Origin of the sequence: Streptomyces sp. NPDC051907 (assembly GCF_040681075.1) — a bacterium.
Lineage (GTDB): Bacteria > Actinomycetota > Actinomycetes > Streptomycetales > Streptomycetaceae > Streptomyces.
The window spans coordinates 25,567-51,775 of record NZ_JBFAYB010000063.1 but is presented as its reverse complement, the minus strand read 5'-3'; the positions used below and the strand labels follow the sequence as shown (position 1 = coordinate 51,775).

The window sequence follows — 26,209 nt, the reverse complement described above, 5'->3', positions numbered from 1 at the left end:
CGAGGATCTACGGGGCGCCGGTCGCCGGGCCGCCGGTCGCGGATCGCCGGTCGCCGGGTCGCTGATCGCCAGCCGCCAGTTCGCCGGCCGCGGGTCGCCAGCCTCCGGATCGCCGGGCCGCCGGCCGCCAGGTCGCCGGCCGCCTGCCGCGGGTCGCCAGGCCGCCAGCCGCGGGTCGCCAGGCCGCCAGCCGCGTACCAGGCCAGCGCACCCATCAGGTCAGGCCAACGCCCCCGTCAGCAGTCCCACAGACGTGAGCATCACAAACGCCGTGCCCCACGCCATCCCGTGGCGTATGCAGCGGTACTTGATCCACACCGTCCGCGACAGCACCGCGAACTGGCTCACGTCCCGGTCCAGCGGATCGGTCCGCCGCACGATCGCGCTCAGCGCGCAGACCGAGGTCGCCGTCGCGTCCCCGAAGTAGTGCGCGCGCAGCCCCTGCGGCTTCCCCACCCGCGGGGCCACCGCCAGCCCCAGCATGACCAGGGACGGCGGCCATGCGGCGCAGCCCGCCCAGAAGAGGGCCTGCGGCAGCGGGCCGTAGTGCTGGGGGGCGATGCCGCCCGCGCCGATCGCGCCGAGCAGCGCGGTCAGCGCCGCCCCCAGCGCGGTGAGCATCAGGCCCGCCTTGTTGTCCGCCTTCAGCAGTTCCTCCCGGGTCTCGGCGATCAGAACGCGTACGAGTTCCGCGCCCTGGCCCGCCGCCGACTCTCCCTCGCGTGTGCTGGACATGACCTCTCCTTCCGTTCCTGCCGTGAACGCCCATGGGTCCGCCCCAGGGCGAGGCCCTGGGGCGGCCGTACTGCTCTCGGGTCGGGCTCAGACGTCCGATGTGCGCCGCAGTTCGTCCTCCAGCGCGTTCACCGCCTGCCGCACCCGGATGTTCATCGCCGCCGCGTGCTCGCGGTGGGCCGCCTCGGACTCGGCCCGGCTACGCCTGACCTCCTGCTCGATGGCGTCCTGGGCGATCTCGATGTCCGCCATCGCCCGGCGCTCGACCAGCCGCACCTCCTCGCCGTGGATCTTGACGGCGCTGTTGCTCTCGATGGTGAGCATCCGGTCGTACGCGCTCTCCCCGCTCAGGAACTTCACCAGCACCGGCAGCGCGTCCAGGAGCACGAACAGCGCGCGCACGAGCCAGATGCCGACGAACAGGACGGAGTTCCCGCTCGCCAGCTCGTGCAGCGCCCGCATCCGCTCCAGTACGCCGATCTCCTTCTGCTTCGCCCGCTCCTCGCCCATGCGCTTGTCGATGCCCTCGGCACGGGCCTTGACGAAGTCGCCGCGCGAGGACGTCAACGCGCCCTCGATCGTGGCGATCCGCTTGTTCATGCCGGCCAGCCGCTTCTCGTTCTCGTCGGTGCGGTGGTCGTTCTTGTACGCGTTCTCCTTCGCGCGCAGCCGCAGGCACTCGCTGCTCCGCTGGAACAGATTGGTCCCGGCGATGCGGATCAGCTGGCGGCACTCGTCCCGCACCTCGGAGCCGATCTCCTCCAGCCGGTCGGTGTCCCGGTCCACCCGCTCCTGAAGCTCCGCGACGTCCGAGCGCAGCGCCTTCAGCTCGACGGTCTGGCTGCCGGGGGACGCGCCGAAGGACAGCACCCGCCCGTCGCAGTCCTCGGGCTTGGCCGTCTCCGTCTTCGACGGCACGGGGTTGCAGCGGACCAGGTCGTCCTGGAGCCGGTCCAGCGTGGCGGTCCGCTCGTCGGCGATGCGCTCCTCCACGGCGGTCGCGAAGATGCGCAGCACCAGCGGCTCGGCGACGACCGCGCCGAGCAGCACGGCGATCACCAGCCGCATGACGAGCGGCCCGGCGAGGCGGCGCCGTGCGTTCGGCTGGGGCGTGACCAGCCAGCGGTCCAGGTTGAGGACGAACAGCATCCAGATCACGGTCGGGACCACGACCAGGACGGACGCCCTGCCGAGCGCCTGCGTGGCGAAGTTCCACATGGAGAACGCGGCGACGACCGCGGTGCCGAGGACCACGCCGCCGAGCGCCGTGTACCTGCTGCGTTCGTACGGGACCCGGGAGAGCAGGGTCTCGTCGACGCCGGTCAGGGTGCGCAGCCGACGCGCCGCGTCGAGACGCTCGGCGGCGGGACGGCCCGAGCCATGGCGCCCCGAGCCATGGCGCCCGGAGCCGGGCCGCCGACCTGAGTCCGCACGCCCACCGGAGTCCGCCCCGCCGGAGTCCGCCCCGCCGGAGTTCGAGAAGTCGCCGGAGTTCGAGAAGTCGGCAGAGTTCGAGGAGTCGCCAGTGTTCGAGGAGTCAACGGCGTCGTTCGTCGAGGGCTCAGTCAAGGAGATCGTCCTCGTCGGTCAGAAAGCCGTCGTGCGCGTCGCGGCCGGCGCCCCGCCCCCGGGGATCGTCCGGCCCGGGGCGTCCCCGCCCGGACTCCACCTCCGCGACGGCCGGCCCCGCGCCGCCGCTCCCGAGCTGTCCGCCCGTGTCCCGCAGCACCTGCTCGAGCACCTGGTGGTAGTCGACGTAGGTGTCGGAGCCGCCCATCTGCCTCAGCAGCTGGAGCACCACGTCGCGCCGCATCTGCGCCTCCGCGGTCTCCCGTGCCCGTGCGTGCGCCCGGTCCGCCTCGGCGGCCTGCTCGCGGCGGGCCGACTCCGTGTCGGCGCTGCGGTGGATCCGCTCCGCCGCCTGGGCCACGTCGATACGGCTCCTGGCGATGCCGAAGGCGTCCGCGTAGTCCGACCCCTGGGAGAGCAGCTCGGCGATCCGGTGGGCGTCCTGCGTCTCGAAGTCGCGCTGGCCGCGGATGAGCTCCTGCGAGCGGCGCTCGTCGCGCAGTTTCTGCTCCCAGTCGCGCAGCTCCTCCGAGGCGTGCACCTCCGCGCTGACGAACTCGACGCTCATCCCCACGACCCGCGGCGGCACGATCGCGCTGTACGCGGTCATCCGGTGGGTCACCTCGCGGCGCACCGCGTTGACCTCCTCGACCCGGTGGCCGGCGCTGACCCGCGGCAGGTCGGGGTCGCCCGCCAGATAGGCGCGCAGAGCCACGGTGACGTCGATGACGCCCTGCCGGGCGATGAGCGTGGGGTCGGTGACCTGGCAGGTGAAGGACGCCCTGACGGTGAAGTTGTCGGCCTCGCTGACCGACGGGAGGGTCCGCTCGACCTCGACCAGGCGGGCGCGGGTGTCCACCAGGCTGACCGAGGACGCGTCGATCACATCGGCGTGGGACGGGTCGAACACCATGCCTTCGGGGAACTGGCGGTAGTTCCCGCCGACGCGGAAGACGTAGACCGCGCCGGGCGGCAGCGCGGGCACGTCGTCGCGGCTGCGGCGCCGCGACCACCAGACGCCTTCGACGGCGCCCAGGACGTGCTCGTCGATTACCGGGTAGTTCACTTGCTTCGGCCTCCTTGAACGGAAGAGACGACGGGGACGGGTATCCGGGAGCGGGCCGGCGGGCGGCCGCTGCCGCTCGCCGCCGGCCGGCTCCGCATCGATCCGAGGAGCACGTCCGCCAGTCGGCGGGTGCCGGGGATCGCGTAGTCGGGATGTCTCAGAGCGATGGACAGGTCGTGCTGGAGGGCGGTCCACTGCCGGGGCTGCGTCTCGGCGCGCATCGCCTCGCCCAGCTCGCGCACGGCGTCCGCCGCCGCGGGGTCGTCGCGCAGGGCCGCCAGCGTCCGGCACAGGGCGCCGACCGCCCTGCGGCGGCAGACGCTGTGCAGGACGCTCGCCCACAGCGAGCCGAGCTGCCGCGCGCTGCCCGGGGTCTCGCGCAGCAGGGCCGCGGCGACCGTGCCGGGCTCCTCCAGCCGTTCCGACTCCAGCAGTTGGACGGTCGCCCGCAGCGCGTTGGACAGGTCCCTCGACCGGGGTTCGGCGTCCTTGATCCGGGTGCGCACATAGCGCAGGGTGAACAGGGCGCGCTCGGCGTCCTGTTCGGCGGTCTGGAGCAGCAGGACCAGGGAGCGGCGGGCGGCGAACGCGATCCGCTCGCCGCGCGTGGTCAGGAACCAGACCCAGTTGAGGGCCTGGAGCCGGTAGAGGCAGCCGAGCCGGCCGCTGAGCGCCATGGCGGTCGTGACGGCCCGGTCGGGTCCCCGGTCGACCGCCCAGCTGAGGGCGAGGTTGAGCGCCTGGGGCGCCAGGTGCTCGTCCTCGCACATGAACTGCAGGGCCAGCGCGGCGGTCACCCGCTGGTTGGTGAGCCCGTCGGACCAGGCCTGGAGCAGGCTCTCGTCGACCTCGGCGAGCGCGTGCCGGGCGTACAGGGCGACGCCCTTGGCCACCTCGGCGCGCGCGGTCAGGTCGCCCTCCAGCGCCTGATGGCCCAGCCACTGCCGCAGCGGGTACCAGAGCTGGTAGCCGTACAGATCGTGCAGCTCGCCGACGACCAGCTCGCGGATGCGGGGCGAGGCGAAGACGACGCGCCGCTCGCTGCGGCTGGAGTCCTGGCCCGGCCCCGGCCGGCGCTCGGTCCGCACCAGCCCGGCGGTCCGCTCCTGCCACCGCGCCCGGGTCTGCTCGAACGTCACCCGGCGCGGCGCCGTCGCCGCCGCGGCGTCCGGATCGGCGGCGGGGAGCTCGCCGCTCTGCTCCCAGTCGCGGACGTAGGCGCCCAGCAGGAAGGACGCCTTCTCGAAGGTGCGCTCCGGGACGCCGTCGAGGAACACGAGCGCGGCGAGCGGCAGCAGGTCGCCGGCGCCGGGCTCCGCGGCGAACCAGCCGCGTACGAGCTCCCGGTCGCTGTCGCCCAGCGTCTTCAGGGCCGCCTCCACCCCGTCGGGCAGGCGCGCTGCCACGGCGACGACGTCCGCGGGGCGGCGCAGCTCGGCCACCCGCTCCCGCAGCTCCGCCACGGCGCCCGGCGGGATGTCGGCGGGCGGCAGGCGCAGCGCGCAGTGGTCGAGCAGCTCCAGCGGATCGGGGGCCTGCCACGGTACGCAGTACTCCCTCAGCGCCAGTCGCCGCTGGGCGTCCTCCCCCGCCGTGATCACCAGGTACGAGCCCTTGCGGCGCAGCTCCTCGCCCAGGCGCCGGATGTCGAACGCCTGCACCGCGGCGACGTTCCGCTCCCCGACGTAGTCGAGGATCACGTACGCCTGACCGGGCTTGAGGGCGCTGGACGCGGCCAGTTCTGCCAGCGAGTTGGCGGGGGACAGGCTCCGCAGTGCGGCCCCGGCCTCCGTCGCCGCCCTGAGCAGCGCGAACGAGCTCGCTCCGCGCCCGCAGTCGCCGGGCCCGGTCAGCACCACGATGTGGTCCGCGCGCAGCTTGTCCAGCGCCTCCCCGAAGCAGGGCCTCGGCGCCAGATAGCAGCGGAGCGCCCGGTCGACCTCCTCGGGCTCGACGGTGCCGGGCGAGAGGCCGGGGGCGGCACCCGTGCCCATGCCGAACGCCGCTCCGGTCGCGTCCACCGTTCCGTAGAAGTTGTTGTGGACTTGCCGGCCGAAGACGACGCGCAGATCGTCGTACCCCTTGCCGTCCTCCTCCTGCTCGTCCGGCGCGGTGCGCTCGGCGCGCGGCTGCGGGTCGGGGTCGTCGCCGGGCTGCGCGTCCTGGTCGAGGTCGTCCTGCTGGGCTTGGGGTTGTTGGGGTTGCTCCTCCTCGGGGCCGGGGACGGGCGGCTCGCTCGGGCCGTCTGGAGGGTCCTGGCCCTCGGGGTCGTCAGCCACCGTCGCCCCCGAAGCCGAAGACGGCGCGCTGCGCGTCCACAGGGGCGTGGAAGTTGTTGACGTTGATCCGCTCGCCCCGGTACTCGGTGCGGGCGGGGGCGCCGTCGGCGGCCGCGCCGGAGTCCCGAGGCTGCTGCGGCGGCTGCGCCGCCGGGGCCGCCGTGGCGGGTGCGGACTGCGAGCCGTTCGTGAGGACGCCGGGGACCCGGAGCCAGGCCCCCGCCTCGTACTCCTTCTCCTGCACGGCGACGCGCTGGAAGTCCGCGGCGGACAGGGTGGTGTGGCCGCCGGCCACCGTGGAGCGGTAGACGTCGTCGGAGAGCAGCACCGCCAGATCGGCGCTCTCGTTCGCCTTCAACGCGTCATAGAGAGGGCGGGAGCTGAGGAGCCGCGCGGTGGTCACCACCGTCGAGCCGGCGAAGCCGTTGTCGGCCAGCTCGACCGGTCCGTGGTGCAGGGCGGCCCGCAGCCGCATCCGGGCTTCGGGGGTGCGCAGGCTGTTGTACTGCCCCAGCTCGGATACCAGGTGGCGGATGAAGTCGTCGACGAGGCGCGGCTCCGTGCCGTCCATGGGGAGGACGGCCAGCTCCTCGTCGCCCTTGCGCTGAATCTGCCAACGCGACCGGTCGAGCCCGGCGCCGGCGGCCGCGCGGGCGGTGATACGCGGCAGGTCGTGCTGAATCTCGGACTGCCTACGGTCGTTGTTGCGTCCGTAAGACATTGCGTCCATTGCTATGCATGTACAGGGGTAGAACCCGGACCACTCGGCCACCCGGCCATTCCTCTCTCTTACGGCACTTCCTGCGAAGTGCTGCCCGAGAGGCTAGGAGGACGGGTGAGATCAGACCCCGTATCAGTACGGGTTGTCATCCACGACTTTGGCGAATTCCAACAGCCTTGGGACGTCACAGATAGTGATCTTCCGGTAACTGCGTTCCACCAGGCCATGCTGGGTAAGGGTGGCGAGGGCTCTTCTCCGCCGTGCCCAGCGCGAGGCCCGCCAAAGAGGCCAGTTCCGGCTGGGTCAGCATGACGCCGAGCACAGTGCGCTTTCCCCCGCTGCCGGGTACGGGGATTCCGTACACCTGGCTCAGTTCCGCGAGTAATCGGGCGAGTCGGGTCAGCGCGTCGTAAGCGCGAAAGTCGATACGTCGCCGATTCGCCCACCGCAGCCGGGCGGAGAGCATGCGCATCATCGCTTTCATGGCGTCCGGATGGTCCGTGAGAAAGGTCTCCAGCGTGCTCATCTGAATGATGCGCGCGGTCACATCGCTGCACGCGATCACCGTCCCGGAGCGCGGGCGCTCCTCGAACGCGGCCATCTCCCCTACGAGATCGCCTCCTATCCGGACGGCGAGCAGCATCTCGTATCCGCTCTCCGAGCTCGCGACGACCTTCACCACGCCCTGGGTGAGCAGCAGGACGTGCCGGCTCTCGTCGCCCTGCTGGAGCAGCTGCCGATGGGCGGGATACGCCATCGGAGTCCCCTGGCTCATGAGGTCGGCCAGGGTGGTGCTCCGCAGCCGGCTGAGGAAGGTCGAACGCGGCCACGCGTCTGTCACGAGTACCCCCGAGTCTCTCGCGCTCGGCGCGAACCGCCCTTGAGGCGGCCAGCACCATGCTGCCCTCGGGGGGCGGGCAGGCAAGCGGACCGGACACATCTGGCCGGATTAGTAGCCTGTAGGCCGTCATTAATCGAACGCCCAGCTCACACTGGCACCTGTGTTCCCATGCGACCCAGCCGTCGCACCGCGCCGGGCGGCCCGGACCCGCCGCGTGCGACGCGGCGCGGCAGGCCCTGAAGCCGTCGCCTGCGCCGCGCCGCGTCCGTCCCTCCGCCGGCTCAGCTCGCGCAGTGCACGTCCCGCTCCGGCCGCTGCCCCTCGGCGAGGAACGCGGTGACCGTGCGGTCGCCGCAGGCGTTGCCGGTGCCCAGGTACGAGCCGTGGCCGCCGCTGTCGACCGTGACCAGACGGGCGCGGTCGCCGAACGCCTCGCGCATCTTCAGCGCGCCGAAGTACGGGGTGGCGGGGTCGCGGAGGTTCTGGATCATCAGGACGTTGGACGGGCCCCGGGACGTGATCCGGGTGGGCTTCTCCGCCGGGACGTCCTTCCAGAACGCGCAGGGCGTGATGTTCGCCGGCATGCCGGCGGTGAGCGGGTGCGCGGCCCGGTCGGCGGCCACGGCGCGGGCGTGCCCGGAGGCCGGCCCCGGCCAGCGCACATCGTTGCAGACGACCGCGAGGGAGACCGCCGCGTCGGCGTCCGACAGCGGCTGGGCGAGCGCCGGCGGCAGGGCCGGCTTCGCGGCCGGGTCCTGGGCGGCCTTGACGAGGCGGGCCATTCCTTCGAAGGCCGTGTCGTCGCCGTACAGGGCCAGTTGGAGGGCCTGGCGCAGCACGTTGCCGGTCAGGGGGACGTCGGCGGTGGTCGTCGGCTTCGGGTCGCGGTCCAGCCGGGCCGCCAGCGCGATGAACGACGGCCTGACCTCCGAGGCCCGCCGGGCCAGCCGCAGCTCCCCGCGCGCCGGGTCCGCCGCCCAGTCCGCGAACTCGGGGAAGCGGTCGTCCGCCCCCTGCGACATGTTCGCCAGCCAGCCGCGCGCGACCCGGGCCGGGTTCGGGTCGCCGCTGCTGTCGAGGACCCAGCGGTCGGTGCGCTCGGGGTACTTCTGCGCGTACACCGCCCCCACGTACGTCCCGTACGAGATCCCCCACGCCGACAGCTTCTCCTCCCCCAGCGCCTGGCGGAAGCGGTCGGTGTCGCGCACCTGGTTGGCCGTGGTGAGGCTGCGCAGCACGTCGCCGCCGTTGCGGGCGCAGGCCTCGGCGGTGCGCCGGGAGCGGGCGACGTTCTGCGCGATCTCGCCGTCCGGGCCCGGCCAGGCGCGGAGCGTGGTCATATAGCGGTCCTTCTCCGGGAGCCCGCAGCTCGCCTTCGTGCTGCCGCCCACGCCACGCGGGTCGAGGGCCACGATGTCGTACGCGCCGGCCGTCTCGCGCTGGAGCGCTGCCCCCTTCTGCGTGAGCCGCTGCACCCCCGACGACCCCGGGCCGCCCGCGATCACCAGCAGCGTCCCGCGCCGCGCCTCGGGGCGCTCGCTGCGCAGGCGGGAGACGGCGACGGTGAGCTGCCGCCCGTGCGGATCGCGGTAGTCGAGCGGCACCGGCAGGTCGGCGCACTCCTGGCCGGCCGGTCCGCCGGGCTGGGCGCAGGGGCGCCAGGCGAGGGCGGGCACGGACGCGGACTCCGAGGCCGAGGCGTCGGCGGACGCGGCTGAGGGGGCGGGCTCGGCGTGGGCGGACGCCGGGGCGACGGACGCGGTCAGCGCGGTGACGACGGCTGTGGCGGAGAGCGCCAGGACAAGTGCCTTGTGGGAACGGCGAGTTGTGGGAGTCATGGGATCAGCGTCGCCGAGCGGGCTCGTCCGGCCCATCCGGCAGTCATGATCTCTGTGGTGGGGTTAACCCCCGAGCCCCCGAGTCCCCGAACAAGCCGAACCGCCCGAGGAGAGAGCCGACATGAGACTTCGCTGCGCCGTGCTCGACGACTACCAGTCGGTCGCGACCGCCGTCGCCGACTGGTCGCCCGTGGCCGACCGGGTCGACGTCGTGACCTTCCCCGAGCACTTCGCGAGCGAGGACGAACTCGCCGCCGCGCTCGCCGACTTCGACATCGTCGTGACCCTGCGCGAACGCGTCCCCTTCCCCGCGACCCTGTTCGCCCGGCTGCCCCTGCTGAAGCTGCTCGTCGCCTCCGGCATGCGCAACTCCGTCATCGACTTCGCCGCCGCCGAGCGCCACGGCGTCACCGTCTGCGGCACGGCCAGCTCGTCCACCCCGCCCGTCGAGCTCACCTGGGCGCTGCTGCTCGGCCTGGCCCGGGGGATCGTGCCCGAGTCCGCCGCCCTGCGCGACGGCGGGCCCTGGCAGTCCACGCTCGGCGCGGACCTGCACGGGCGCCGGCTCGGCCTGCTCGGCCTGGGAAAGATCGGCAGCCGGGTGGCGCGGGTCGGCCTGGCCTTCGGGATGGACGTCGTCGCCTGGAGCCAGAACCTCACCCGGGAGCGCGCCGACGAGGTGGGCGCGAGCCTCGCCGCCTCGAAGGAAGAACTGCTGGAGACCAGCGACTTCGTCTCGGTCCACCTGGCGCTCAGCGACCGCACCCGGGGGCTGCTCGGCGCCGCGGAGCTGGCCCGTATGCGGCCCACGAGCTATCTCGTCAACACCTCCCGAGCCGCGATCGTCGTACAGGACGCCCTCCTCGCCGCCTTGCGCGAGGGCACGATCGCGGGCGCGGCGGTCGACGTGTTCGACGTCGAGCCGCTCCCGGCCGACCACCCGATGCGCACCGCGCCCCGCCTGCTGGCGACGCCGCACCTCGGCTATGTGTCCCGGGCCAACTACGCGACGTACTACGGCCAGGCCGTCGAGGACGTCCAGGCGTTCCTGGCCGGCGCCCCCGTCCGCCGGCTCGGCTGAGCGCCTGCCGGCGGGCCCGCCCCCGCCTGGCTGAAACACGCCGTCGCCGAAGGGGCTCCTGCCCGCTGGATCGCACCCGGCGGGCAGACGAGGCGCGAGGGACGGGCGGGACGGGCGGGACGGGCGGGACGGGCCACGACCAGGGAGCGTGATTCCCGGCTTTACGGACACCTCCGGCTAGGTCCCTTGATGGCCGGTATACAGTGCGAAGATCGTGCTACTTCAATGAGTGGGGGGGCCTCTCATGGCATTGTTCGGCAACGCGCACACGGTCAATCCTCAGCAGGCGCAGCAGGACTACGCGCGGCTGCTCGGACACGGCGAGCAGGTGCACGCCGCGTACCAGCTGATCCGCGACACCATCCTGTTCACCGACCGCCGGCTGCTGCTCGTCGACAAGCAGGGCATAACCGGCAAGAAGGTGGAGTACCACTCCATCCCGTACAAGAGCATCACGCACTTCGCGGTGGAGACCGCCGGCACCTTCGACCTCGACGCCGAGCTGAAGATCTGGATCTCGGGCAGCCCGACGCCGGTCCAGAAGACCTTCACCAAGGGCGTCGACATCTACGAGGTGCAGGGCATCCTGACGCAGTTCGTCGCGCGCTAGCCGCAGACGCCCAGCAGGAACGCATGAGTCCGCCTCCACGGCCGCTGCCGTGGAGGCGGACTCATGACCAGACCTGGAGCGGGCCTACTTCAGGCCGAGCTCCGCGCAGTCTTCCTTGAACTTCGGCGTACAGATGTCCGCGGCCGTGTACACGCCGTCCGCGATGACGGTGTCCTTGAGGTTCTCCTTGGTCAGCGAGATCACCGGGACGAGCACGGAGGGGACGCCCTTGGTGGTCGGGGTGTCCACGTCGGCCTGGGCCATGGAGTCCAGCGACATCCCCCGGGCGAGCAGGATCGCCATCTCGGCGGCCGCGTTGGCCTCCGGGGCGTACGGCTTGTAGACGCTCATGTACTGCTCGCCCGCGACGATCCGCTGTACGGCGGCCAGCTCGGCGTCCTGGCCGGTGACCGGCGGGATCGGGAAGAAGCCGTCGCCCTTCAGTGCGGTGATGATGCCGCCCGCCATGCCGTCGTTGGCGGAGTAGACGCCGACGATCTTGTCCTTGCCGAGCGCGGAGATCGCCTCCCGCATGTTGGCGGTGGCGTTCTCCGGCTTCCACTCCTTGGTGTCGTACTCCTTGCCGATGGTCACCTTGCCCTTGAGCTCGGCGAGCGCGCCCTGCTTGAACTGCGCGGCGTTCGGGTCGGTGAGCGCGCCGTTCATCATCACGATCTGACCGGTCTTGGCCCTGTCCCCGAGGGCCTCCAGCAGCGCCTTGCCCTGGACGTGGCCGACCTCCTCGTTGTCGAAGGAGGTGTACGCGTCGATCGGGCCCTGGGCGAGCCGGTCGAAGGCGACGACCGGGATGCCCGCCTTGTCGGCCTTCTCCACGCCCGGGGCGATGGCCTTGGCGTCGACCGGGTCCAGGATCAGGACGTCGACCTTGTCTCTGATCATGTCGTCGACCTGCTTCAGCTGCAGGGCGGCGTCCTGTCTCGCGTTGGCGTACGCGACCTGGCCCTTGCCGTTCGTGAGCTGGGCGATCTTCTCCTCGATGACCGGTTTGTCGAACTTCTCGTAGCGAGCCGCGTCATTCTCCGGAAGGAGCAGGCCGACGGTTATGTCGTCGCTCGTCCGCACACCCGAGCCCTCTTCGCCGCCACACCCTGCGAGAGATACGGCCAGTACGGCGACGGCGACGGGGACGGCGGAACGACGCAGATGTGCGTTCATCGGCAGAACTCAACCTCCAGGAGCGGGCCGCGAGAAATACGGCCGAGGTGGCAGGAAGCCAACTCGGCGCCCACAAATGCGTCAAGAGGTGACCGAACAACGTGATGGCAACGGGTGCCGATCGTTAGCTACGTGATAGTAAGGACGATTCGGCGCCTTCAGTATGAATGCCCCTGAATTCCCTGGCATTTCATCTCTTACTACGCGACATTCCCGCGAGGACGCCGCGAGTTCCGCGCGAGCCGGCCATGCTGCCGAGCGGGGCCGACGAGAGTCCGGGCGGGCGGTGGAGAGGCCGGGCGCCGGCGCCGGCGAATCGCGGCGGCGAAGATCGGCGCGTGCGTAGGGTGACGCCATGCGGATCACCCCAGAGCAGCGGCGCGCCCGTCTGGGCCGGCGGCATCTGCTGACGTCCGGTGCCCGGGCGGCCACGACGGAGGAGGTGGCCCGGACCCTGGTCGGGCTGCACGCCACCGACGCGGCGAGCGTCACGCTCTCCGCCCGGGCGCGGCTGCGGGATCCGTCGCCCCAGGACGTGGAGCGCGCCCTGTACGAGGACCGGACGCTGCTGCGGATGCACTGCATGCGGCGCACCCTGTTCGCCGTGCCGACCGAGCTCGCGCCCGTCTTCCACTTCTCCACGGCCCAGGCGGTCGCCGCGCGCGAGCGGGCCGCGATCCTCAAGCGGTTGACCGCGGCCGACCCCGACTGGGACGCGGACTGGCTGGCCGCGGCCGAGGAGGCGGCGCTGGAGGCGGTCGGGCGGCTCGGCGAGCCGTCGCTGACGGACCTGCTCGCCGAGGTCCCGGTGCTGCGGGAGTCCGTGACGATCTCGCCGGGCAAGCCGTACGAGTCCCGGCAGCGGGTGGGCGGCTGGGTGCTGCGGCTGCTCGCCATGGACGGGCGGATCCGGCGGGGGCGGCCGCTGGGCGGCTGGTCCTCCAGCCAGTTCCGCTATGGCGTCGCGCCCGAGCTGGCGCCTATGGACGTCGCGGAGGCCAAGGCGGAGGTCGTGCGGAGCTGGCTGGCCTGCTACGGCCCCGGGACCACGACCGACCTCAAGTGGTGGACGGGCTGGACCGTCGCCGACGTGCGCGCGGCGCTGGAGCGCGTGGGGGCCGCGGAGGTCGCGCTCGCCGAGGGAGCGGGCTGGACGCTGCCGGGCGACGCCGACGCCCCGCCGGAGTCCGCCGACGAGCCATGGGCGGCGCTGCTGCCCGGCCTCGACCCGGCCACCATGGGCTGGAAGCAGCGCGACTGGTACCTCGACCCGGCCCTCGTCCCGCTGCTCTTCGACACGGCGGGCAACGGCGGGCCCGCGGTCTGGTTCAACGGGGAGATCGTCGGCGCCTGGGCGCAGCGGCGCGACGGGGAGGTCGTATGGCGACTGCTGGCCGACCGCGGGGCCGAGGCGCGGCGGACGGTGGAGGCGGAGGCTGCACGACTGCAGAGCTGGCTCGCCGAGCACCGTCTCGTCGTGAGCTTCCCGGCGCCCCTGTCCAAGGAGCTGACCGCCTGAGCCGCCGGGGATCGCGCGGGCCGGCCGGCGCGTACGGCGAGAGCCCGGCGCGTACTGTGAGAGAGATGCGCCTTCCGCTTCCGCATCGGCGTCCGCTTGCACACCTTGCACATCGACGTCCGTGACGGCGTCCGTTTCGGAGAGGCGGGTAGTTCGGTGCCGTACGTAGCCGTGACCGCCCTGAGCCATGTCGGACGGATCCGCGACCACAACGAGGACAGCCTCGTCGTCGGACCGTGGTCCCTGTGCGGCACGGTGACGGAGAACCCGCAGACCATGATGTTCCCGCTGGGCTCGCCGCTCGTCGTCGCGGTCGCCGACGGCCTGGGCGGGCAGCCGGCGGGCGAGGTGGCCAGCTCTCTGGTCGTGCGCCAGCTCGCCGCGCTCGGCGCCTCCCTGGACTCCGAGGCGAACGTCCGTGACGCCCTGGAGATCTGCAATCACACGGTGTACTCGGCCGCCGACGGCGATCCGGGGCTGACCGCCATGGGGACGACGGTCGCCGGCGTGGTCGTCCTGTCGGACTCGCTGCTGACGTTCAACGTCGGCGACAGCAAGGTGTACGCGGCGGGCCAGGACGGACTGCGCCAGGTGAGCGTGGACGACAGCCCGCCGCCGGCGCCCGGGCATCGCACCACCTCGGCCGTCACCCAGACGCTCGGCGGCAGCATGGAGTTCGTCGCCGTCGAGCCGCATATCGCCTCCTTCCCGCTGGCGGCCGGAGACCGCTTCCTCGTCTGCAGCGACGGCCTGACCGACCCGGTGCCGGACGAGGAGCTGGAGAGCCTGCTGCGGGTGCACGACGACGGCAGGGCGGCGTTCGAGCTGTGGAAGGCGGCCATAGAGGCCGGCGGCCCGGACAACATCACGCTCGCGCTGGTCCGCGTCGGCGAGTAGTCCGGGCGCGACGCGCGAACGCGCGGGGGCCACGAACGCTCGCGCGGGGACGCTCTCGCGGGGATTCGCCGGCGAATGCCGCGCGGAGCCTCTTTCCCCTTGACGACCGGCCGGCATGAGCACCGGCTGGTATGAGCACCGGCCGGCCTGAGCATCGGCGCCGGTATCCGAATCGGCACCGGCCGCGGAGCCGTCGCATAACGCGACGGCTCCGCGGCCGGGCTCTGGCAGCACGCTTTCGACGGCCACGCTGCCGCGCCCTTTCAATTCTTCGCCGATATGAAAGGACGCGGCCCATGGTGGCACGCCCGCCGCCTATTTCCCGGGCTGGCGACGAGAAACGCCGGGGACGCCGCGCGGCCCGCGGGCCGCGCGCCGCCGGGGTCCGGTCAGGGGACCGGCGGCCACGGGATCTCGGCCAGGGGCGGGAGCAGCATCTCCTCCTCGTAGTCGAGATGCGCCGTCAGCTCCCGTGTCATCCGGTCCAGTTCGACGCGGAAGCGCCGAGGATCCGCCGTACGGATGTCGGCCAGCAGGGCGGCCAGCTCGTTCTGGATGCGCGAGACCGTGCGGTGCTCCGCGCTCAGCCGGTCGAACGCCTCGCGAAGGTGCGGGTGGTGGCCCGCCATCGTGGGGAACAGATGCGCGTCCTCGCTCGTGTGGTGGAACTCCAGGCTCTGGCAGAACGCCAGGCAGTGCTGCCTGATCTGGAACCCGAGGCCCGGCGGGGGCGGGTCGCCCGCGCCCGTGCGAGCCGCCTGGGCGGCGAAGTGGGCGTCGGTCTCGGCGCTGATGTGGCGGAGCTGGGCGCGCAGCCAGGCGTGCACCTCGAGGAGCTTCTCGGCGAGGTTGGCGACCTGGGCCGGCGCGCCCTCGGGCGGCGCGGCGCGCTCCAGGACGACGACCGGGGGCGCCTGGCCGGCGTGGCCGGGCGCCCGACCCGCCGCCCGCTGGAGCAGCGCGTCGCGCCGCGCGCCCTCCACCGGGACCGCGATCGCCTCGAACGACTCGCCGTCGAGCTCCACTTGGACCATCGGGTGGGCGAGGAGGTCGTCGTACCAGGCGGGGTGGGGCGAGTCGCCGTCCGCCGGCGCGACGACCGCCAGCTGGTCGCCCTCGCGCAGAAAGCCGAGCTGGACGGTGTGCTCCGCACCCGACGCGGCGCCGGTGGTGGTCAGTGCGAGGAGAGCTTCGGAGGAGGCGGACGGGGCGGACGGGGCAGCGGACGTGGACGTGGATGTGGACATGGATGTGGACATGGGCATGCTCGGAGAGGTCTCCCGTGACGTTGAGAAAGGGGGAAAGAGGATGAGTTCGAGGCGCGCTGACGCGTGAAGGCGCGCGGCGCCGGGATCCCTCGTCCGGAGACAGAACGCGCACAGGAGCGCGGAACGGTGTACGACGGCAAGGGACGGCGCGCGCGAAGAAGCGCTGAGAGATCAGCGCTCGCGTCGGGTCAGTCGCAGTGTGCTGAGTGTGTACTCATGGCATCGTCCCTGCGTGAAAGGCGTTCGCTCGATCGCCGACCTGCCCACTGCTCTCTGGTCGGCGTCACGCTACGCGCTCCCATTACAGCCCGGTGTCGAACAGATCGTCAAGACCAGTCCCAGAGCGGCCGGACGGGCCGCCGGGCGAGCCGGCGCGGCGCCGAGACGACCGGTTTGGGCGCTCGCCCCCGCCCCCGCGCCGGGGTGAGGATGGCCGTATGACCCGTGCCGCCGCCACCCAGCGCGCTTGGCGGTCGTGGCTGCTGGAGGGGCTCAGCGAGCAGACCGCCCGCCACCCAGGACCGCACGGGACACCGCCCGCCGAGCACAAGGGCCACCGCTGGTGGCGGGTGATGTGCCTGACCGGCGTCGACTACTTCTCCACCCTCGGCTACCAGCCCGGCATCGCCGCCCTCGCCGCCGGACTGCTCTCGCCCCTCGCCACCCTCGTGCTGCTCGCGCTCACCCTCGGCGGCGCGCTCCCCGTCTACCGGCGCGTCGCCAGGGAGTCCCCGCACGGCGAGGGCTCCATCGCCATGCTGGAGCGGCTGCTGTCCTGGTGGACGGGGAAGCTGCTGGTGCTCGTGCTCCTCGGCTTCGCCGCCACCGACTTCGTCATCACCATCACCCTCTCGGCGGCCGACGCCGCCGCGCATGTGGTGGAGAACCCCTTCGCCCCCGCCTGGACGGACGGCGGCAACGTCTGGATCACCCTCGTCCTCATCGGCGGCCTCGGGGCGGTCTTCCTCAAGGGCTTCCGCGAGGCGATCGGCGTCGCGGTCGTCCTCGTCGCCGTCTTCCTCGCGCTCAATCTGGTCGTGCTGGCCGCCTGCGCCTGGGAGGTGTTCGCCGAGCCGGTGGTGGTCGACGACTGGTGGGAGGCGATGACCGCCGAGCACTCCTCGCCGTTCGTGATGATCGGCATCGCGCTCGTCGTCTTCCCCAAGCTCGCCCTCGGGATGTCGGGCTTCGAGACGGGCGTGGCCGTGATGCCGCAGGTGCGCGGCGACCCCGACGACACGTACGAGAACCCCGCCGGCCGGATCCGCGACACCCGCAAGCTGCTCACCGCGGCCGCGCTCATCATGAGCTGCTTCCTGCTGCTGTCGAGCCTCGCCACCACGCTGCTGATCCCGCAGGACGAGTTCAAGGCCGGCGGCGCCGCCAACGGCCGCGCGCTCGCCTATCTCGCGCACGAGTATCTGGGCGAGGCGTTCGGGACGGTGTACGACGTCTCGACCATCTGCATCCTGTGGTTCGCGGGCGCGTCCGCGCTGGCCGGACTGCTCAACCTCGTACCGCGGTATCTGCCGCGCTACGGCATGGCCCCGGAGTGGACGCGGGCCGTGCGCCCCCTGGTCCTGGTCTTCATGGCCGTCGCCATCGGCATCACGCTCTGGTTCCACGCCAGCGTCGACGCGCAGAGCGGCGCGTACGCGACGGGCGTGCTGGTCCTGATGCTCTCGGCGTCGTACGCATCGACGGTCGCCGCCCGGCACGCCGGCCACCGGGGCGCGCGCGTCGGCTTCGGCGTCATCACCGCCGTCTTCGCGTACACGCTGGTCGCCAACGTCGTCGAGCGGCCCGACGGCATCAAGATCGCCGGGCTCTTCATCTTCGCGATCCTGGCGGTGTCCTTCGCCTCGCGCGTCCACCGCTCCTTCGAACTCCGCGCCGCCGAGGTCGTCTTCGACGAGAGCGCCGCCCGGCTGATCGACGAGGCGGCGGCGCAGGGACCGCTGCGGATCATCGCCAACGAGCCGCACGCGCGGAACGAGGCGGAGTACCGGCACAAGGAGTACACCCAGCGCCAGGAGACCCATATCCCCGAGGGCGGCCCGGTGCTGTTCCTGGAGGTGACGGTCCAGGACTCCTCGGAGTTCACCGCCGATCTGGCCGTGCGCGGGGAGCGGCTGCACGATGTGCGCGTCCTGCGCGCGTCGGGCGCGACCGTGCCCAACACGATCGCGGCCGTCCTGATGGCGCTGCGCGAGCGGACCGGCGAGATCCCGAACGTCTACTTCAACTGGACCGAGGGCGCGCCCTTCGGCCATCTGCTGCGCTTCCTGGTGTTCGGCGACGGGGAGGTCGCGCCGGTGACCCGGGAGGTGCTGCGGCGCGCGGAGAAGGACCCGGAGCGCCGGCCCCGGGTCCACGTCGGCTGACGGCGCGAGCCGCGGCTGCCGGCCGATCGTCCGGTCGCAGCCAAAGAGGCGGACGGCTTGCGCACACACTTGACATGTCCCTGGTACAGCGCTGAGATATGGTGAATTTCGTTCGACCTCGTTTGTTTGTGCGCCATTCACTCCCTATGGAGCCCCACATGCACACCGAACAACACACGGTCAGAACCTGCTTGACGGCCTTAGCCGTGGGCGCCGCGCTCGTCCTGCCCGGCGTCTCGGCTCTGCCCGCCGCGGCTGCGGAGGCGACGACCGCCGCCGCGGCAGCCCCGACGGCCGGGGCGGCCCCGAGCCCAGCCGCCCCGGCCGTCGACAACGGCCTCGCCCTCACCCCGCCGATGGGATTCAACAACTGGAACGCCACCCACTGCCGCGCCGAGTTCAACGAGGCCATGGTCAAGGGCATCGCCGACGCCTTCGTCGCCCAGGGCCTCAAGGACGTCGGCTACACCTACGTCAACATCGACGACTGCTGGGCCCTGCCCCGCCGCGACGCCTCCGGGAACCTGGTGCCCGACCCCGTCCGCTTCCCCAACGGGATCAAGGCCGTCGCCGACTATGTGCACTCCAAGGGGCTCAAGTTCGGGATCTACTCCAGCGCCGGGACCAAGACCTGCAACTCCAAGGGCTTCCCCGGCGGCCTCGGGCACGAGCAGCAGGACGCGAACCTGTGGGCGTCCTGGGGCGTCGACTACCTCAAGTACGACAACTGCAGCAACAGGGGCATCGACGCCAAGCAGCGCTACACCGCCATGGCCGACGCCCTCAAGGCCACCGGCCGCCCCATCCTCTACAGCATCTGCGAGTGGGGCGAGAACCAGCCCTGGAACTGGGCCTCGGCCCTCGGCAACGCCTGGCGCACCACCGGCGACATCAGCGACTCCTGGTCCAGCATGATCGGCATCGCGCACCGCAACCAGCCGCTCGCCCCCTACGCCAAGCCCGGCGCCTGGAACGACCCCGACATGCTCGAGGTCGGCAACGGCAGGATGACCGACACGGAGTACCGCACCCACTTCAGCCTCTGGGCCCAGATGGCCGCGCCCCTGCTCATCGGCAGCGACCTGCGCAGCGCCTCCCCCGCGACCCTCGCAATCCTGAAGAACACCGACGTCATCGCCGTCGACCAGGACGCCCTGGGCAAGCAGGGCACGGTGGTCTCCAGCTCCGGCGGCCTGGTCGTGATGTCCAAGCCGCTGGCGGACGGCAGCCGTTCGGTGACCCTCACGAACGAGACGGCGTCCACGAAGACGATCGCGACGACCGTCGACGCGATCGGGATCGGCGGCGCGTCCTCGTACGCCCTCAAGGACCTCTGGTCCAAGCAGACCGGGACGACGACCGGCGCCATCAGCGCCTCCGTGCCCGCGCACGGCACGGTGATGTACCGGGTGACGCCGGGCCAGCCGGTGCCGCCGCCGACCGGGGTCAGCCGGCTCAGCGACCTGCCGTGGACCTCGGCGGTCAACGGCTGGGGCCCCGTCGAGCGCGACCGCAGCAACGGCGAGCAGCGCGCCGGCGACGGCCGGACTATCGCGATCGGCGGCACGACGTACGCCAAGGGGCTGGGCGTGCACGCGGGCAGCGACATCGCGTACCACCTCGGCGGCGCATGCCCGTCGTTCAGCGTCGACGTCGGCGTCGACGACGAGTCGAGCGCGGGCGGGTCGGTCGTCTTCCAGGTCTACCGGGACGGCACGAAGGTCGCCGACAGCGGACTGCGCACGGCGAGCGATCCGCCCCTGCGGCTGACCGCGGACCTCGCGGGCGCCGCGAAGCTGAGGCTGGTCGTGACCGACGGCGGCGACGGCATCGACCACGACCACGCCGACTGGGCGAACCCCCAGCTGGCCTGCGGCAACGGCCCCTCGGCCGGCACGCACGCGCTCAGCGACCTGCCGTGGGCGTCGGCCGTCAGCGGCTGGGGACCGGTCGAGCGCGACCGCAGCAACGGCGAGCAGGACGCCGGCGACGGCCGGACCCTCGCCATCGGCGGCGCCACGTACGCCAAGGGACTGGGCGTGCACGCGGACAGCGAGGTCGTGCACTACCTGGGACGCGGCTGCCGCTCGCTCACCGTCGACGTCGGCGTCGACGACGAGGCGGGCGGGGACAAGGGGTCGGTCGTCTTCCAGGTCTACCGCGACGGCACAAAGGTCGCCGACAGCGGACGCCTCACCGGAGCGGACGCGCCCAGGACGCTGACCGCCGACCTGACCGGCGGCATGGAGCTCCGGCTCCAGGTCTCCGACGGCGGCGACGGCGTCGGCTACGACCACGCCGACTGGGCGGACCCGCGGCTGGTCTGCACCTGAGCCAGCCGATCCAGACCTGATCCGGACCTGATCCAGATGGTCCAGACATGATCCCGCCGCCGGACGGGCGGGCGGGGCGGTACCGGCGCCGGTACCGCCCCGCCCGGCGCTCGAAGGTCCGTCGAGCAGCCGTCAGAAACAGCCATTCGCGCGTCAACGACCCGTCTGCCCCTCACCACTGGGCGGCTCGGCTTCCTACCGTCGTTCCCATGGGACGACTCACCCGAGCGGTGCACGGTCGCCGTCCCGGCCGCGCCCTGACTCCGCCTGGAGCGACGGCGCACGACGGCGACTGGACGGGCGACCTGCGCTTCGCGGTGCGCTGCGCCGCGCTGCTCGTCGTCCTGCTGTTCACGGTCGACGCGGGCGACCAGGAGCTCACCTGGCCGCGCGCGATCCTGTGGACGGGCCTGGGCGCACTGCTCTTCGCCGTGCTGACGCCCCCGCGGATCTCCGCGGGCCCCGGCTGGCTCGCCTCCCGCGGACTGCTCCGGCGCCGGACGGTCCGCACCGACCGGCTGGTCTCCGTCCGCTGGTCCGACGGGGTCGCCCAGCGCCTGGTCCTGCGCGACGCGGACGGCGACCGGGTCGAGGTCGACCCCCGCGTGTTCGTGGCCAACCCGGCGCTGTGGCACCAGCTCGACACCGACGTCCGCGGCTGCCTGGACCGCGGCGCCCTGCGCTGCGGCGCGACGGCGCTGCGCCGGCTGGGCGCCCGGATCGAGCGCGAGACGGCGCGGACGGTCTTCAAGGTCTCCGGCCTCGGCTGACCGTCGGGGCGGTCGTCGTGGCGGTCGTCGGGTCAGCCGATTCCGAGGAGCTCGGGGAGGTCGGCGAAGGAGTCGAGAACATGGTCCGGAGTGCCGTCCGCCGCCTCGTGCGTCTGCGGGAGGTACTTGCCGGTCTTCACGAGCACGCCCGTGATCCCCGCGTGCTGGGCCGCCAGGACGTCCGCCTCGATGTCGTCGCCGATCATCAGCGCCTCGGCGGGAGAGGCGCCGAGATGGGAGAGGGCCGAGGCGAAGAACGCCGGGGAGGGCTTGCCGGTGACCTCCACCTCGGTGCTAGCCGCCCGTTCGAGGCCCAGGACGTACGCGCCGGTGTCGAGGTCGAGGCCCGCGTCCGTACGCCAGTAGAGGTTGCGGTGCATGGCGACGAGCCGGGCGCCGCGCTGGAGCTGGTGGAAGACGGCGTTGACCGCCTCGTAGGAGAAGGCGTCTCCCGCGCCGCCGAGGACGATCACGTCGGGGTCGTCGTCGACGGCGACCAGCGTGACGCCCGTCAGGTCCTCGCGTACGTCTCCGGTGTTCAGCAGCGCGCAGCGCGCCCCCGGGCAGTGCTCGCGCAGATAGGCGGCGGTGACGGCAGGGGCGGTGAGGACGTCGTCCTCGCCGACGGGGAAGCCGACGCCGGACAGCTTCTCGGCGATCGAGGCGCGGGTGCGGGAGGTGTTGTTGGTGACCAGGGCCAGCGGCAGTCCCGCGGCCCGCAGGCGCTCCATGGCGGCGACCGTGCCGGGCAGCGGCTTCCAGGACACGGCGAGCACGCCGTCGACGTCGATCAGGACGGCCCGGATGCGTTTCATACGATCATGGAACACGACCCGCCCCTGCGCGGCAAGGATCGATCCCCGCGCGGCAGCGCTCGGGCGGTCGGCCGCCCCCGCCGTGCGACATAATGGAACAAGGGGCTGTTTCGGATATTCGGAGCAGAAGCGTACGTATGCGGACGTGGTTCCTGTGTTCTTCAGCGATCGCACGGACGCCGGCCGACAGCTGGCCGAGGCCCTGCGGCAGATGCGGGGGGACGATCCCGTCGTGCTGGGACTGCCCCGCGGCGGGGTTCCCGTGGCCTACGAGGTGGCCCAGGCGCTCGGCGCGCCCCTCGATGTGATCGTGGTCCGCAAGCTGGGCGTGCCCTACCACCGTGAGCTGGGGTTCGGCGCGATCGGCGAGGGCGGGGTACGGGTGATCAGCGACGACATCGTGCGGCGCGGTCGCCTGCGGCGCTCCGACGTCGAGACCGTCGAGCACGCGGAGGAGGCCGAGCTCGTACGGCAGGCGAAGCGGTTCCGCGCGGACCGGCGCCGCATCGAGATCGCGGGCCGCACGGTGATCGTGGTGGACGACGGCATCGCGACGGGGGCGACGGCCGCGGCGGCGTGCGAGGTGGTCCGGGCGCAGGGCGCCGCGCGGGTGGTGCTGGCGGTTCCGGTGGCCCCTCCGGACGCGGTCGCCTGGCTTCGGACGGAGGCGGACGAGGTGGTGTGCCTGTCGACGCCGGTGGCGTTCTCGGCGGTGGGCGAGTGGTACCAGGACTTCTCGCAGACCCCCGACGAGGAGGTCGTACGGCTGCTCGCGCAGGCCGCGAACGCACCGGCGGCCGGCGCGGCCCGGGCGCCGGTGGCCGTGTCCGAAGCCGTGGCCGAGGATGTGGTCGAGGCCGTGGACGTGGAGGCGGACGGGGTCCGGCTGGCCGGCGATCTGGCACTGCCTCAGAACGCGCAGGCCGTCGTGGTGTTCGCCCACGGCTCCGGCAGCAGCCGCCACAGCCCGCGCAACCGGCGGGTGGCGACGGCCCTGAACCAGGCGGGCCTGGGCACCCTCCTCTTCGACCTGCTCACCCCCGCCGAGGAGGCCGACCGGGCGAACGTCTTCGACATCGAGACCCTGGCCAGGCGGCTGGTCGGCGTCACCCGCTGGCTGCGCGAGCGCGAGCCGCTGCCGGTCGGCTACTTCGGCGCGAGCACGGGAGCGGCGGCGGCGCTGCGGGCCGCGGCGGAGGCGCCCGAGGGCGTGGGCGCGGTCGTCTCCCGCGGCGGGCGGCCGGATCTGACGGGCCCGCGGCTCGGCGACGTACGAGCGCCGACGCTCCTCGTCGTCGGCGGCCGGGACACCACCGTCGTCGAGCTCAACCTCCAGGCCCAGCGGGAGCTGCGGTGCGAGAACCGCCTGGAGATCGTCCCCGGCGCGACCCATCTCTTCGAGGAGCCCGGAGCGCTCGACGAGGTCGCGTCCTCGGCGCGCGACTGGTTCACGACTCACCTCGGCACACGGTGAGTTGAGCGGCGAGCCCTGCGGCGGCCTGGGCGCTCGAACTGCCCGGTACCCTGATCCGGCGGCATACGGGGGTGGGGCACATGGGGAACGGGGTTGGTGCGCAGGTGCTGGTGGCGGATCGGTACCTGCTGGAGACTCCTATTGGACGCGGCGGCATGGGCGAGGTCTGGCGCGCGGCGGACCAGGTGCTCGGGCGGCCCGTCGCCGTGAAGCTGCTGCTGGGCAGCGAGGTCGACGCCTCGGCCACGGCGCGCTTCCGCCTAGAGGCCCAGACGGCGGCCCGGCTGAGCCACCCGCACGTGGTGGCGGTCTTCGACTTCGGGGCCTGGCAGGACCGTTTCTACCTGGTCATGGAGCTCGTCGAAGGCGTCAGCCTCGCGCAGGTCCTCGCCTCCGAGGCGCAGGGGCTCCGCACGGAGCGGGTCGCGCAGGTCGCGGCCCAGGCGGCGGCCGGTCTGGCCGCGGCGCACCGGCAGGGGATCGTCCACCGGGACATCAAGCCCGGCAATCTGATGCTGGACGCCGAAGGCGCGGTGAAGATAGGCGACTTCGGCATCGCACGCTTCGTGGACGACCCCTCGGGAGCGCTGACGACGGCGGGTCAGATCGTGGGCACGAGCCTGTATCTGGCCCCCGAGCGGGCGCTGGGCCAGCCGGCGGGACCCGCCTCCGACATGTACTCCCTGGGCTGCGTGCTCTACCAACTGCTGGTGGGGCGCCCGCCGTTCCGCTCCGACACGGCCACGGGCACGCTCTACCAGCATGTGGACGCGGCCCCGGTGCCGCCGAGCCGGCTGGTGGCGGGGGTGGCGCCGGCCTTCGAGGCGTATCTGCTGAGCCTGCTGGCCAAGCAGCCGGAGGCGCGGCCGACGGCGGACCAGGCGGCGTCCTGGTTCCGTACGGACGCGTGGACGGGCGGCACGGGGGCGGGTGCGGGTGCGGTCGCGCCGCAGTCCGGTCCCGTACGCGGTCCGGCGACGGCCCTGCCCAGGCAGCCGCTGCCCGGGCAGGGCCCGCACGGCGTCCCGCCCGGCGCCACGCGACCGCCGGCGAGACCGGGACCGGGACCGGTCCAGTCGGCCGCTCCCACGGGCACGCCGGGAAGCACGCCCGCGTCCGGGGCCCTGCCGCTGCCGCCGCTCAGCCCGGTCGGTCCCGTCGGCCCCGCGCGCGAGGCCGACAGCGCCACCGTGTACCGCCTGCCCGCCGGGGGGCGGGGCAGGCGGGGGAAGCAGTCCTCGGCACGGACGCTGGTACGCAGACGGCCGCGGTTCGTCAGCGCCATCGGCGGAGTGGTCGCCTTCGTGGTCGCCGTGCTCGTCGGCATGGCCCTGTTCTCGCCGGACACCAGCACCGCGGGCACGCCGGAGCCCACGATCGCCACGGAGACCGACGAGGAGTAGCCGGGCCGACGTCGGCGGTCAGGTCAGGGTGACGAACATGGCCAACGTCACCAGAGCTACCAGACAGCCGTAGAGCGCCAAGGTGACCGAGTGAGCCTCGGTCGACGGATCGGCGCCACCGGCCCGGGTCAGCCCGAGCGCGGAGCGCACCATCAGGACGAGCGCGGCCGCGGAGAACGCGGCGATCAATGAATCCATCACGCGGCGAGATTCTCACGGGCCGTCAGATGCCGCATGTCGAACGCTCCACCAGAGTGGCGCCCCCGCCCAGCACGTCAGGCGGCACGGGTCCGGGCAGCTCGACCGGGTTCGGCGGCGCGGGGCCGGGCGACGCGACCGGGTTCGGCCCGGCAACTCGGCCCCGCCGGGCCGCCGCGGCCCTGAGGGATCAGCTCAACCCGGCCGGAGCCACCGCCCGGCTGGCCAGCTCGGCCGGAGCGAGCCGAGGCCAGCGCAGCCGACGCGCCAACGCCCGGCACAGGGCCCGCACCCGGCCCGACAGACCAGCCGACTCACCCGGGAGGGCCAGCCCAACCCACCCCGAGGCACCGCCCGCTCAACCGACTCGACCGCGCCGGAGCCTCAGCCCGGCTGGCCAGCTCGGCCGGAGTGAGCCGAGGGCAGCGCAGCCGGCGCGCCAACGCCCGGCACACGGCCCACACCCGGCCCGACAGACCAACCACGCCAGGCCGACCCGCCCCGGAGGGCCAGCCCAACCCACCCCGAGGCACCGCCCGCTCAGCCCAGCCCCGGCGCCGACGGCGCCCCGCTCAACCCCAGCCCCGGTGCCGACCGCGCCCCGCTCAACCCCGCCCCGGTGCCGACCGCGCCCCGCTCAGCCCAGCCCGGCCGACGCCGACCGTCCCCCCTCAGCCGACCCCTCCCCGCCCAGCTCTCTCAGCGCCTCCGTCAGCCACTTCGTCCAGAACGTCTCCAGCTCGATCCCGCCCCGCAGCACCACATGCCGCAGCCTGTCCTGCTCGGTGCGCTGGCGGTCCGGGGGGAAGTCCTTCGCCTCGATCGCCTCGTACTGGGCCAACTGGCGTCGGTGTATCGCCAGATGGCGCTCCAGCTCCTGCGCCAGCCCCGCGCTGCCGACCACGCCCGCCGCCCGCAGCCGCAGCAGCAGCGCGTCCCGTACCGGCTTGGGGTCCTCCGCCTTGGCCACCCAGGCGGACAGCTCTTCACGGCCCGCGGGCAGGACTTCGTACTCCTTCTTCTGCCCGCGGGTCGGCTGCCGCGTCGGCAGCTCGCGGATGTGCCCCGCCTGCTCCAGCTTCCCCAGCTCGCGGTAGATCTGCTGGTGGGTGGCCGACCAGAAGTAGCCGATCGACTTGTCGAAGCGGCGGGTCAGCTCCAGGCCCGACGAGGGCTTCTCGAGCAGGGCCGTGAGGATGGCGTGCGGCAGGGACATGGCCTGATCCTAGGGA

The 26,209-nt window shown here is 72.8% G+C and carries 21 protein-coding genes and 1 pseudogene; 10 read left to right on the top strand and 12 right to left on the bottom strand.

The genetic code is table 11. The features are described 5' to 3' along the window. Window positions 1-219 precede the first annotated feature (219 nt). From AB0M39_RS27895 to AB0M39_RS27865, 7 genes are all read right to left on the bottom strand, one after another. A complete protein-coding gene (locus tag AB0M39_RS27895) occupies window positions 220-735 on the bottom strand; it encodes a Pycsar system effector family protein (RefSeq protein WP_365368671.1) in 516 nt (171 codons plus the stop codon). An 87-nt stretch (window positions 736-822) separates the two neighbouring features. Then, entirely contained in the window at window positions 823-2,304 is a 1,482-nt protein-coding gene (locus tag AB0M39_RS27890; protein ID WP_365368669.1) for a DUF4407 domain-containing protein, read from the bottom strand. Then, window positions 2,297-3,370 (bottom strand): hypothetical protein, encoded by a 1,074-nt coding sequence (locus AB0M39_RS27885; protein WP_365368668.1) that lies wholly within the window; start codon window positions 3,368-3,370, stop codon window positions 2,297-2,299. The genes AB0M39_RS27890 and AB0M39_RS27885 overlap by 8 nt, the downstream gene beginning before the upstream one ends. After that, window positions 3,367-5,649 carry a hypothetical protein gene (locus AB0M39_RS27880; RefSeq protein WP_365368667.1) on the bottom strand — a complete coding sequence of 761 codons (2,283 nt, stop codon included), beginning with the start codon at window positions 5,647-5,649 and terminating at the stop codon, window positions 3,367-3,369. Before AB0M39_RS27880 ends, AB0M39_RS27885 begins: the two co-directional genes overlap by 4 nt. Further along, entirely contained in the window at window positions 5,642-6,379 is a 738-nt protein-coding gene (locus tag AB0M39_RS27875) for a hypothetical protein (protein WP_365368666.1), read from the bottom strand. The genes AB0M39_RS27880 and AB0M39_RS27875 overlap by 8 nt, the downstream gene beginning before the upstream one ends. Window positions 6,380-6,554: 175 nt before the next feature. Next, a complete protein-coding gene (locus tag AB0M39_RS27870; RefSeq protein ID WP_365368665.1) occupies window positions 6,555-7,127 on the bottom strand; it encodes a Crp/Fnr family transcriptional regulator in 573 nt (190 codons plus the stop codon). A gap of 365 nt (window positions 7,128-7,492) precedes the next feature. Next, window positions 7,493-9,049, bottom strand: a complete 1,557-nt coding sequence (locus AB0M39_RS27865) for an alpha/beta hydrolase (protein ID WP_365368664.1) — start codon at window positions 9,047-9,049, stop codon at window positions 7,493-7,495. A 121-nt stretch (window positions 9,050-9,170) separates the two neighbouring features. On the opposite strand from AB0M39_RS27865, the gene AB0M39_RS27860 reads away from it, so the two are divergent. Both AB0M39_RS27860 and AB0M39_RS27855 read left to right on the top strand, forming a co-directional pair. Next, complete coding sequence (locus tag AB0M39_RS27860; RefSeq protein ID WP_365368663.1) at window positions 9,171-10,130, top strand: D-2-hydroxyacid dehydrogenase family protein; 960 nt, start codon at window positions 9,171-9,173, stop codon at window positions 10,128-10,130. Window positions 10,131-10,374: 244 nt separating this feature from the next. Continuing rightward, complete coding sequence (locus AB0M39_RS27855; RefSeq protein WP_365368662.1) at window positions 10,375-10,740, top strand: PH domain-containing protein; 366 nt, start codon at window positions 10,375-10,377, stop codon at window positions 10,738-10,740. An 84-nt stretch (window positions 10,741-10,824) separates the two neighbouring features. Here AB0M39_RS27855 and AB0M39_RS27850 read toward each other — a convergent pair whose 3' ends face one another. Then, a complete protein-coding gene (locus tag AB0M39_RS27850) occupies window positions 10,825-11,916 on the bottom strand; it encodes a substrate-binding domain-containing protein (RefSeq protein WP_365368661.1) in 1,092 nt (363 codons plus the stop codon). 355 nt (window positions 11,917-12,271) lie between these two features. Here AB0M39_RS27850 and AB0M39_RS27845 point away from each other — a divergent pair, with 355 nt between their 5' ends. Together AB0M39_RS27845 and AB0M39_RS27840 are read left to right on the top strand one after the other, a co-directional pair. Continuing rightward, complete coding sequence (locus tag AB0M39_RS27845) at window positions 12,272-13,435, top strand: winged helix DNA-binding domain-containing protein (protein ID WP_365368660.1); 1,164 nt, start codon at window positions 12,272-12,274, stop codon at window positions 13,433-13,435. Window positions 13,436-13,591: 156 nt separating this feature from the next. Further along, window positions 13,592-14,332 carry a protein phosphatase 2C domain-containing protein gene (locus AB0M39_RS27840; protein WP_365368659.1) on the top strand — a complete coding sequence of 247 codons (741 nt, stop codon included), beginning with the start codon at window positions 13,592-13,594 and terminating at the stop codon, window positions 14,330-14,332. A gap of 389 nt (window positions 14,333-14,721) precedes the next feature. Here AB0M39_RS27840 and AB0M39_RS27835 read toward each other — a convergent pair whose 3' ends face one another. Next, the gene (locus AB0M39_RS27835; RefSeq protein ID WP_365368658.1) at window positions 14,722-15,579 is read right to left on the bottom strand and encodes a nitroreductase/quinone reductase family protein; all 858 of its coding nucleotides are present in this window, start codon (window positions 15,577-15,579) and stop codon (window positions 14,722-14,724) included. A gap of 458 nt (window positions 15,580-16,037) precedes the next feature. Here AB0M39_RS27835 and AB0M39_RS27830 point away from each other — a divergent pair, with 458 nt between their 5' ends. The 4 genes and pseudogenes from AB0M39_RS27830 to AB0M39_RS27815 all read left to right on the top strand — a co-directional run bounded on the left by AB0M39_RS27830 (window position 16,038) and on the right by AB0M39_RS27815 (window position 21,087). Next, window positions 16,038-17,984 (top strand): amino acid transporter, encoded by a 1,947-nt coding sequence (locus AB0M39_RS27830; protein WP_365368657.1) that lies wholly within the window; start codon window positions 16,038-16,040, stop codon window positions 17,982-17,984. Between the two features lie 158 nt (window positions 17,985-18,142). After that, window positions 18,143-19,858: pseudogene (locus AB0M39_RS27825) on the top strand (NPCBM/NEW2 domain-containing protein); the annotation flags it as partial. Continuing rightward, on the top strand, window positions 19,850-20,317 hold the full coding sequence (locus tag AB0M39_RS27820; RefSeq protein ID WP_365368675.1) for an NPCBM/NEW2 domain-containing protein: 468 nt from the start codon (window positions 19,850-19,852) through the stop codon (window positions 20,315-20,317). The pseudogene AB0M39_RS27825 and the gene AB0M39_RS27820, both read left to right, overlap by 9 nt. Before the next feature lie 209 nt (window positions 20,318-20,526). Then, the gene (locus AB0M39_RS27815; RefSeq protein ID WP_365368656.1) at window positions 20,527-21,087 is read left to right on the top strand and encodes a hypothetical protein; all 561 of its coding nucleotides are present in this window, start codon (window positions 20,527-20,529) and stop codon (window positions 21,085-21,087) included. Between the two features lie 32 nt (window positions 21,088-21,119). Here AB0M39_RS27815 and AB0M39_RS27810 read toward each other — a convergent pair whose 3' ends face one another. Then, window positions 21,120-21,941: a TIGR01458 family HAD-type hydrolase gene (locus tag AB0M39_RS27810; RefSeq protein WP_365368674.1), complete on the bottom strand. Its 822-nt coding sequence runs from the start codon at window positions 21,939-21,941 to the stop codon at window positions 21,120-21,122. Between the two features lie 115 nt (window positions 21,942-22,056). Between AB0M39_RS27810 and AB0M39_RS27805 the strand changes: the two genes are divergently transcribed. Together AB0M39_RS27805 and AB0M39_RS27800 are read left to right on the top strand one after the other, a co-directional pair. Further along, window positions 22,057-23,376 carry an alpha/beta family hydrolase gene (locus AB0M39_RS27805; protein ID WP_365368673.1) on the top strand — a complete coding sequence of 440 codons (1,320 nt, stop codon included), beginning with the start codon at window positions 22,057-22,059 and terminating at the stop codon, window positions 23,374-23,376. A gap of 80 nt (window positions 23,377-23,456) precedes the next feature. Further along, window positions 23,457-24,779 (top strand): protein kinase, encoded by a 1,323-nt coding sequence (locus tag AB0M39_RS27800; protein WP_365368655.1) that lies wholly within the window; start codon window positions 23,457-23,459, stop codon window positions 24,777-24,779. An 18-nt stretch (window positions 24,780-24,797) separates the two neighbouring features. Here AB0M39_RS27800 and AB0M39_RS27795 read toward each other — a convergent pair whose 3' ends face one another. Both AB0M39_RS27795 and AB0M39_RS27790 read right to left on the bottom strand, forming a co-directional pair. Then, on the bottom strand, window positions 24,798-24,977 hold the full coding sequence (locus AB0M39_RS27795) for a hypothetical protein (RefSeq protein WP_365368672.1): 180 nt from the start codon (window positions 24,975-24,977) through the stop codon (window positions 24,798-24,800). A gap of 637 nt (window positions 24,978-25,614) precedes the next feature. Beyond that, on the bottom strand, window positions 25,615-26,193 hold the full coding sequence (locus AB0M39_RS27790) for a PadR family transcriptional regulator (protein ID WP_365368654.1): 579 nt from the start codon (window positions 26,191-26,193) through the stop codon (window positions 25,615-25,617). Between the last annotated feature and the right edge of the window lie 16 nt (window positions 26,194-26,209).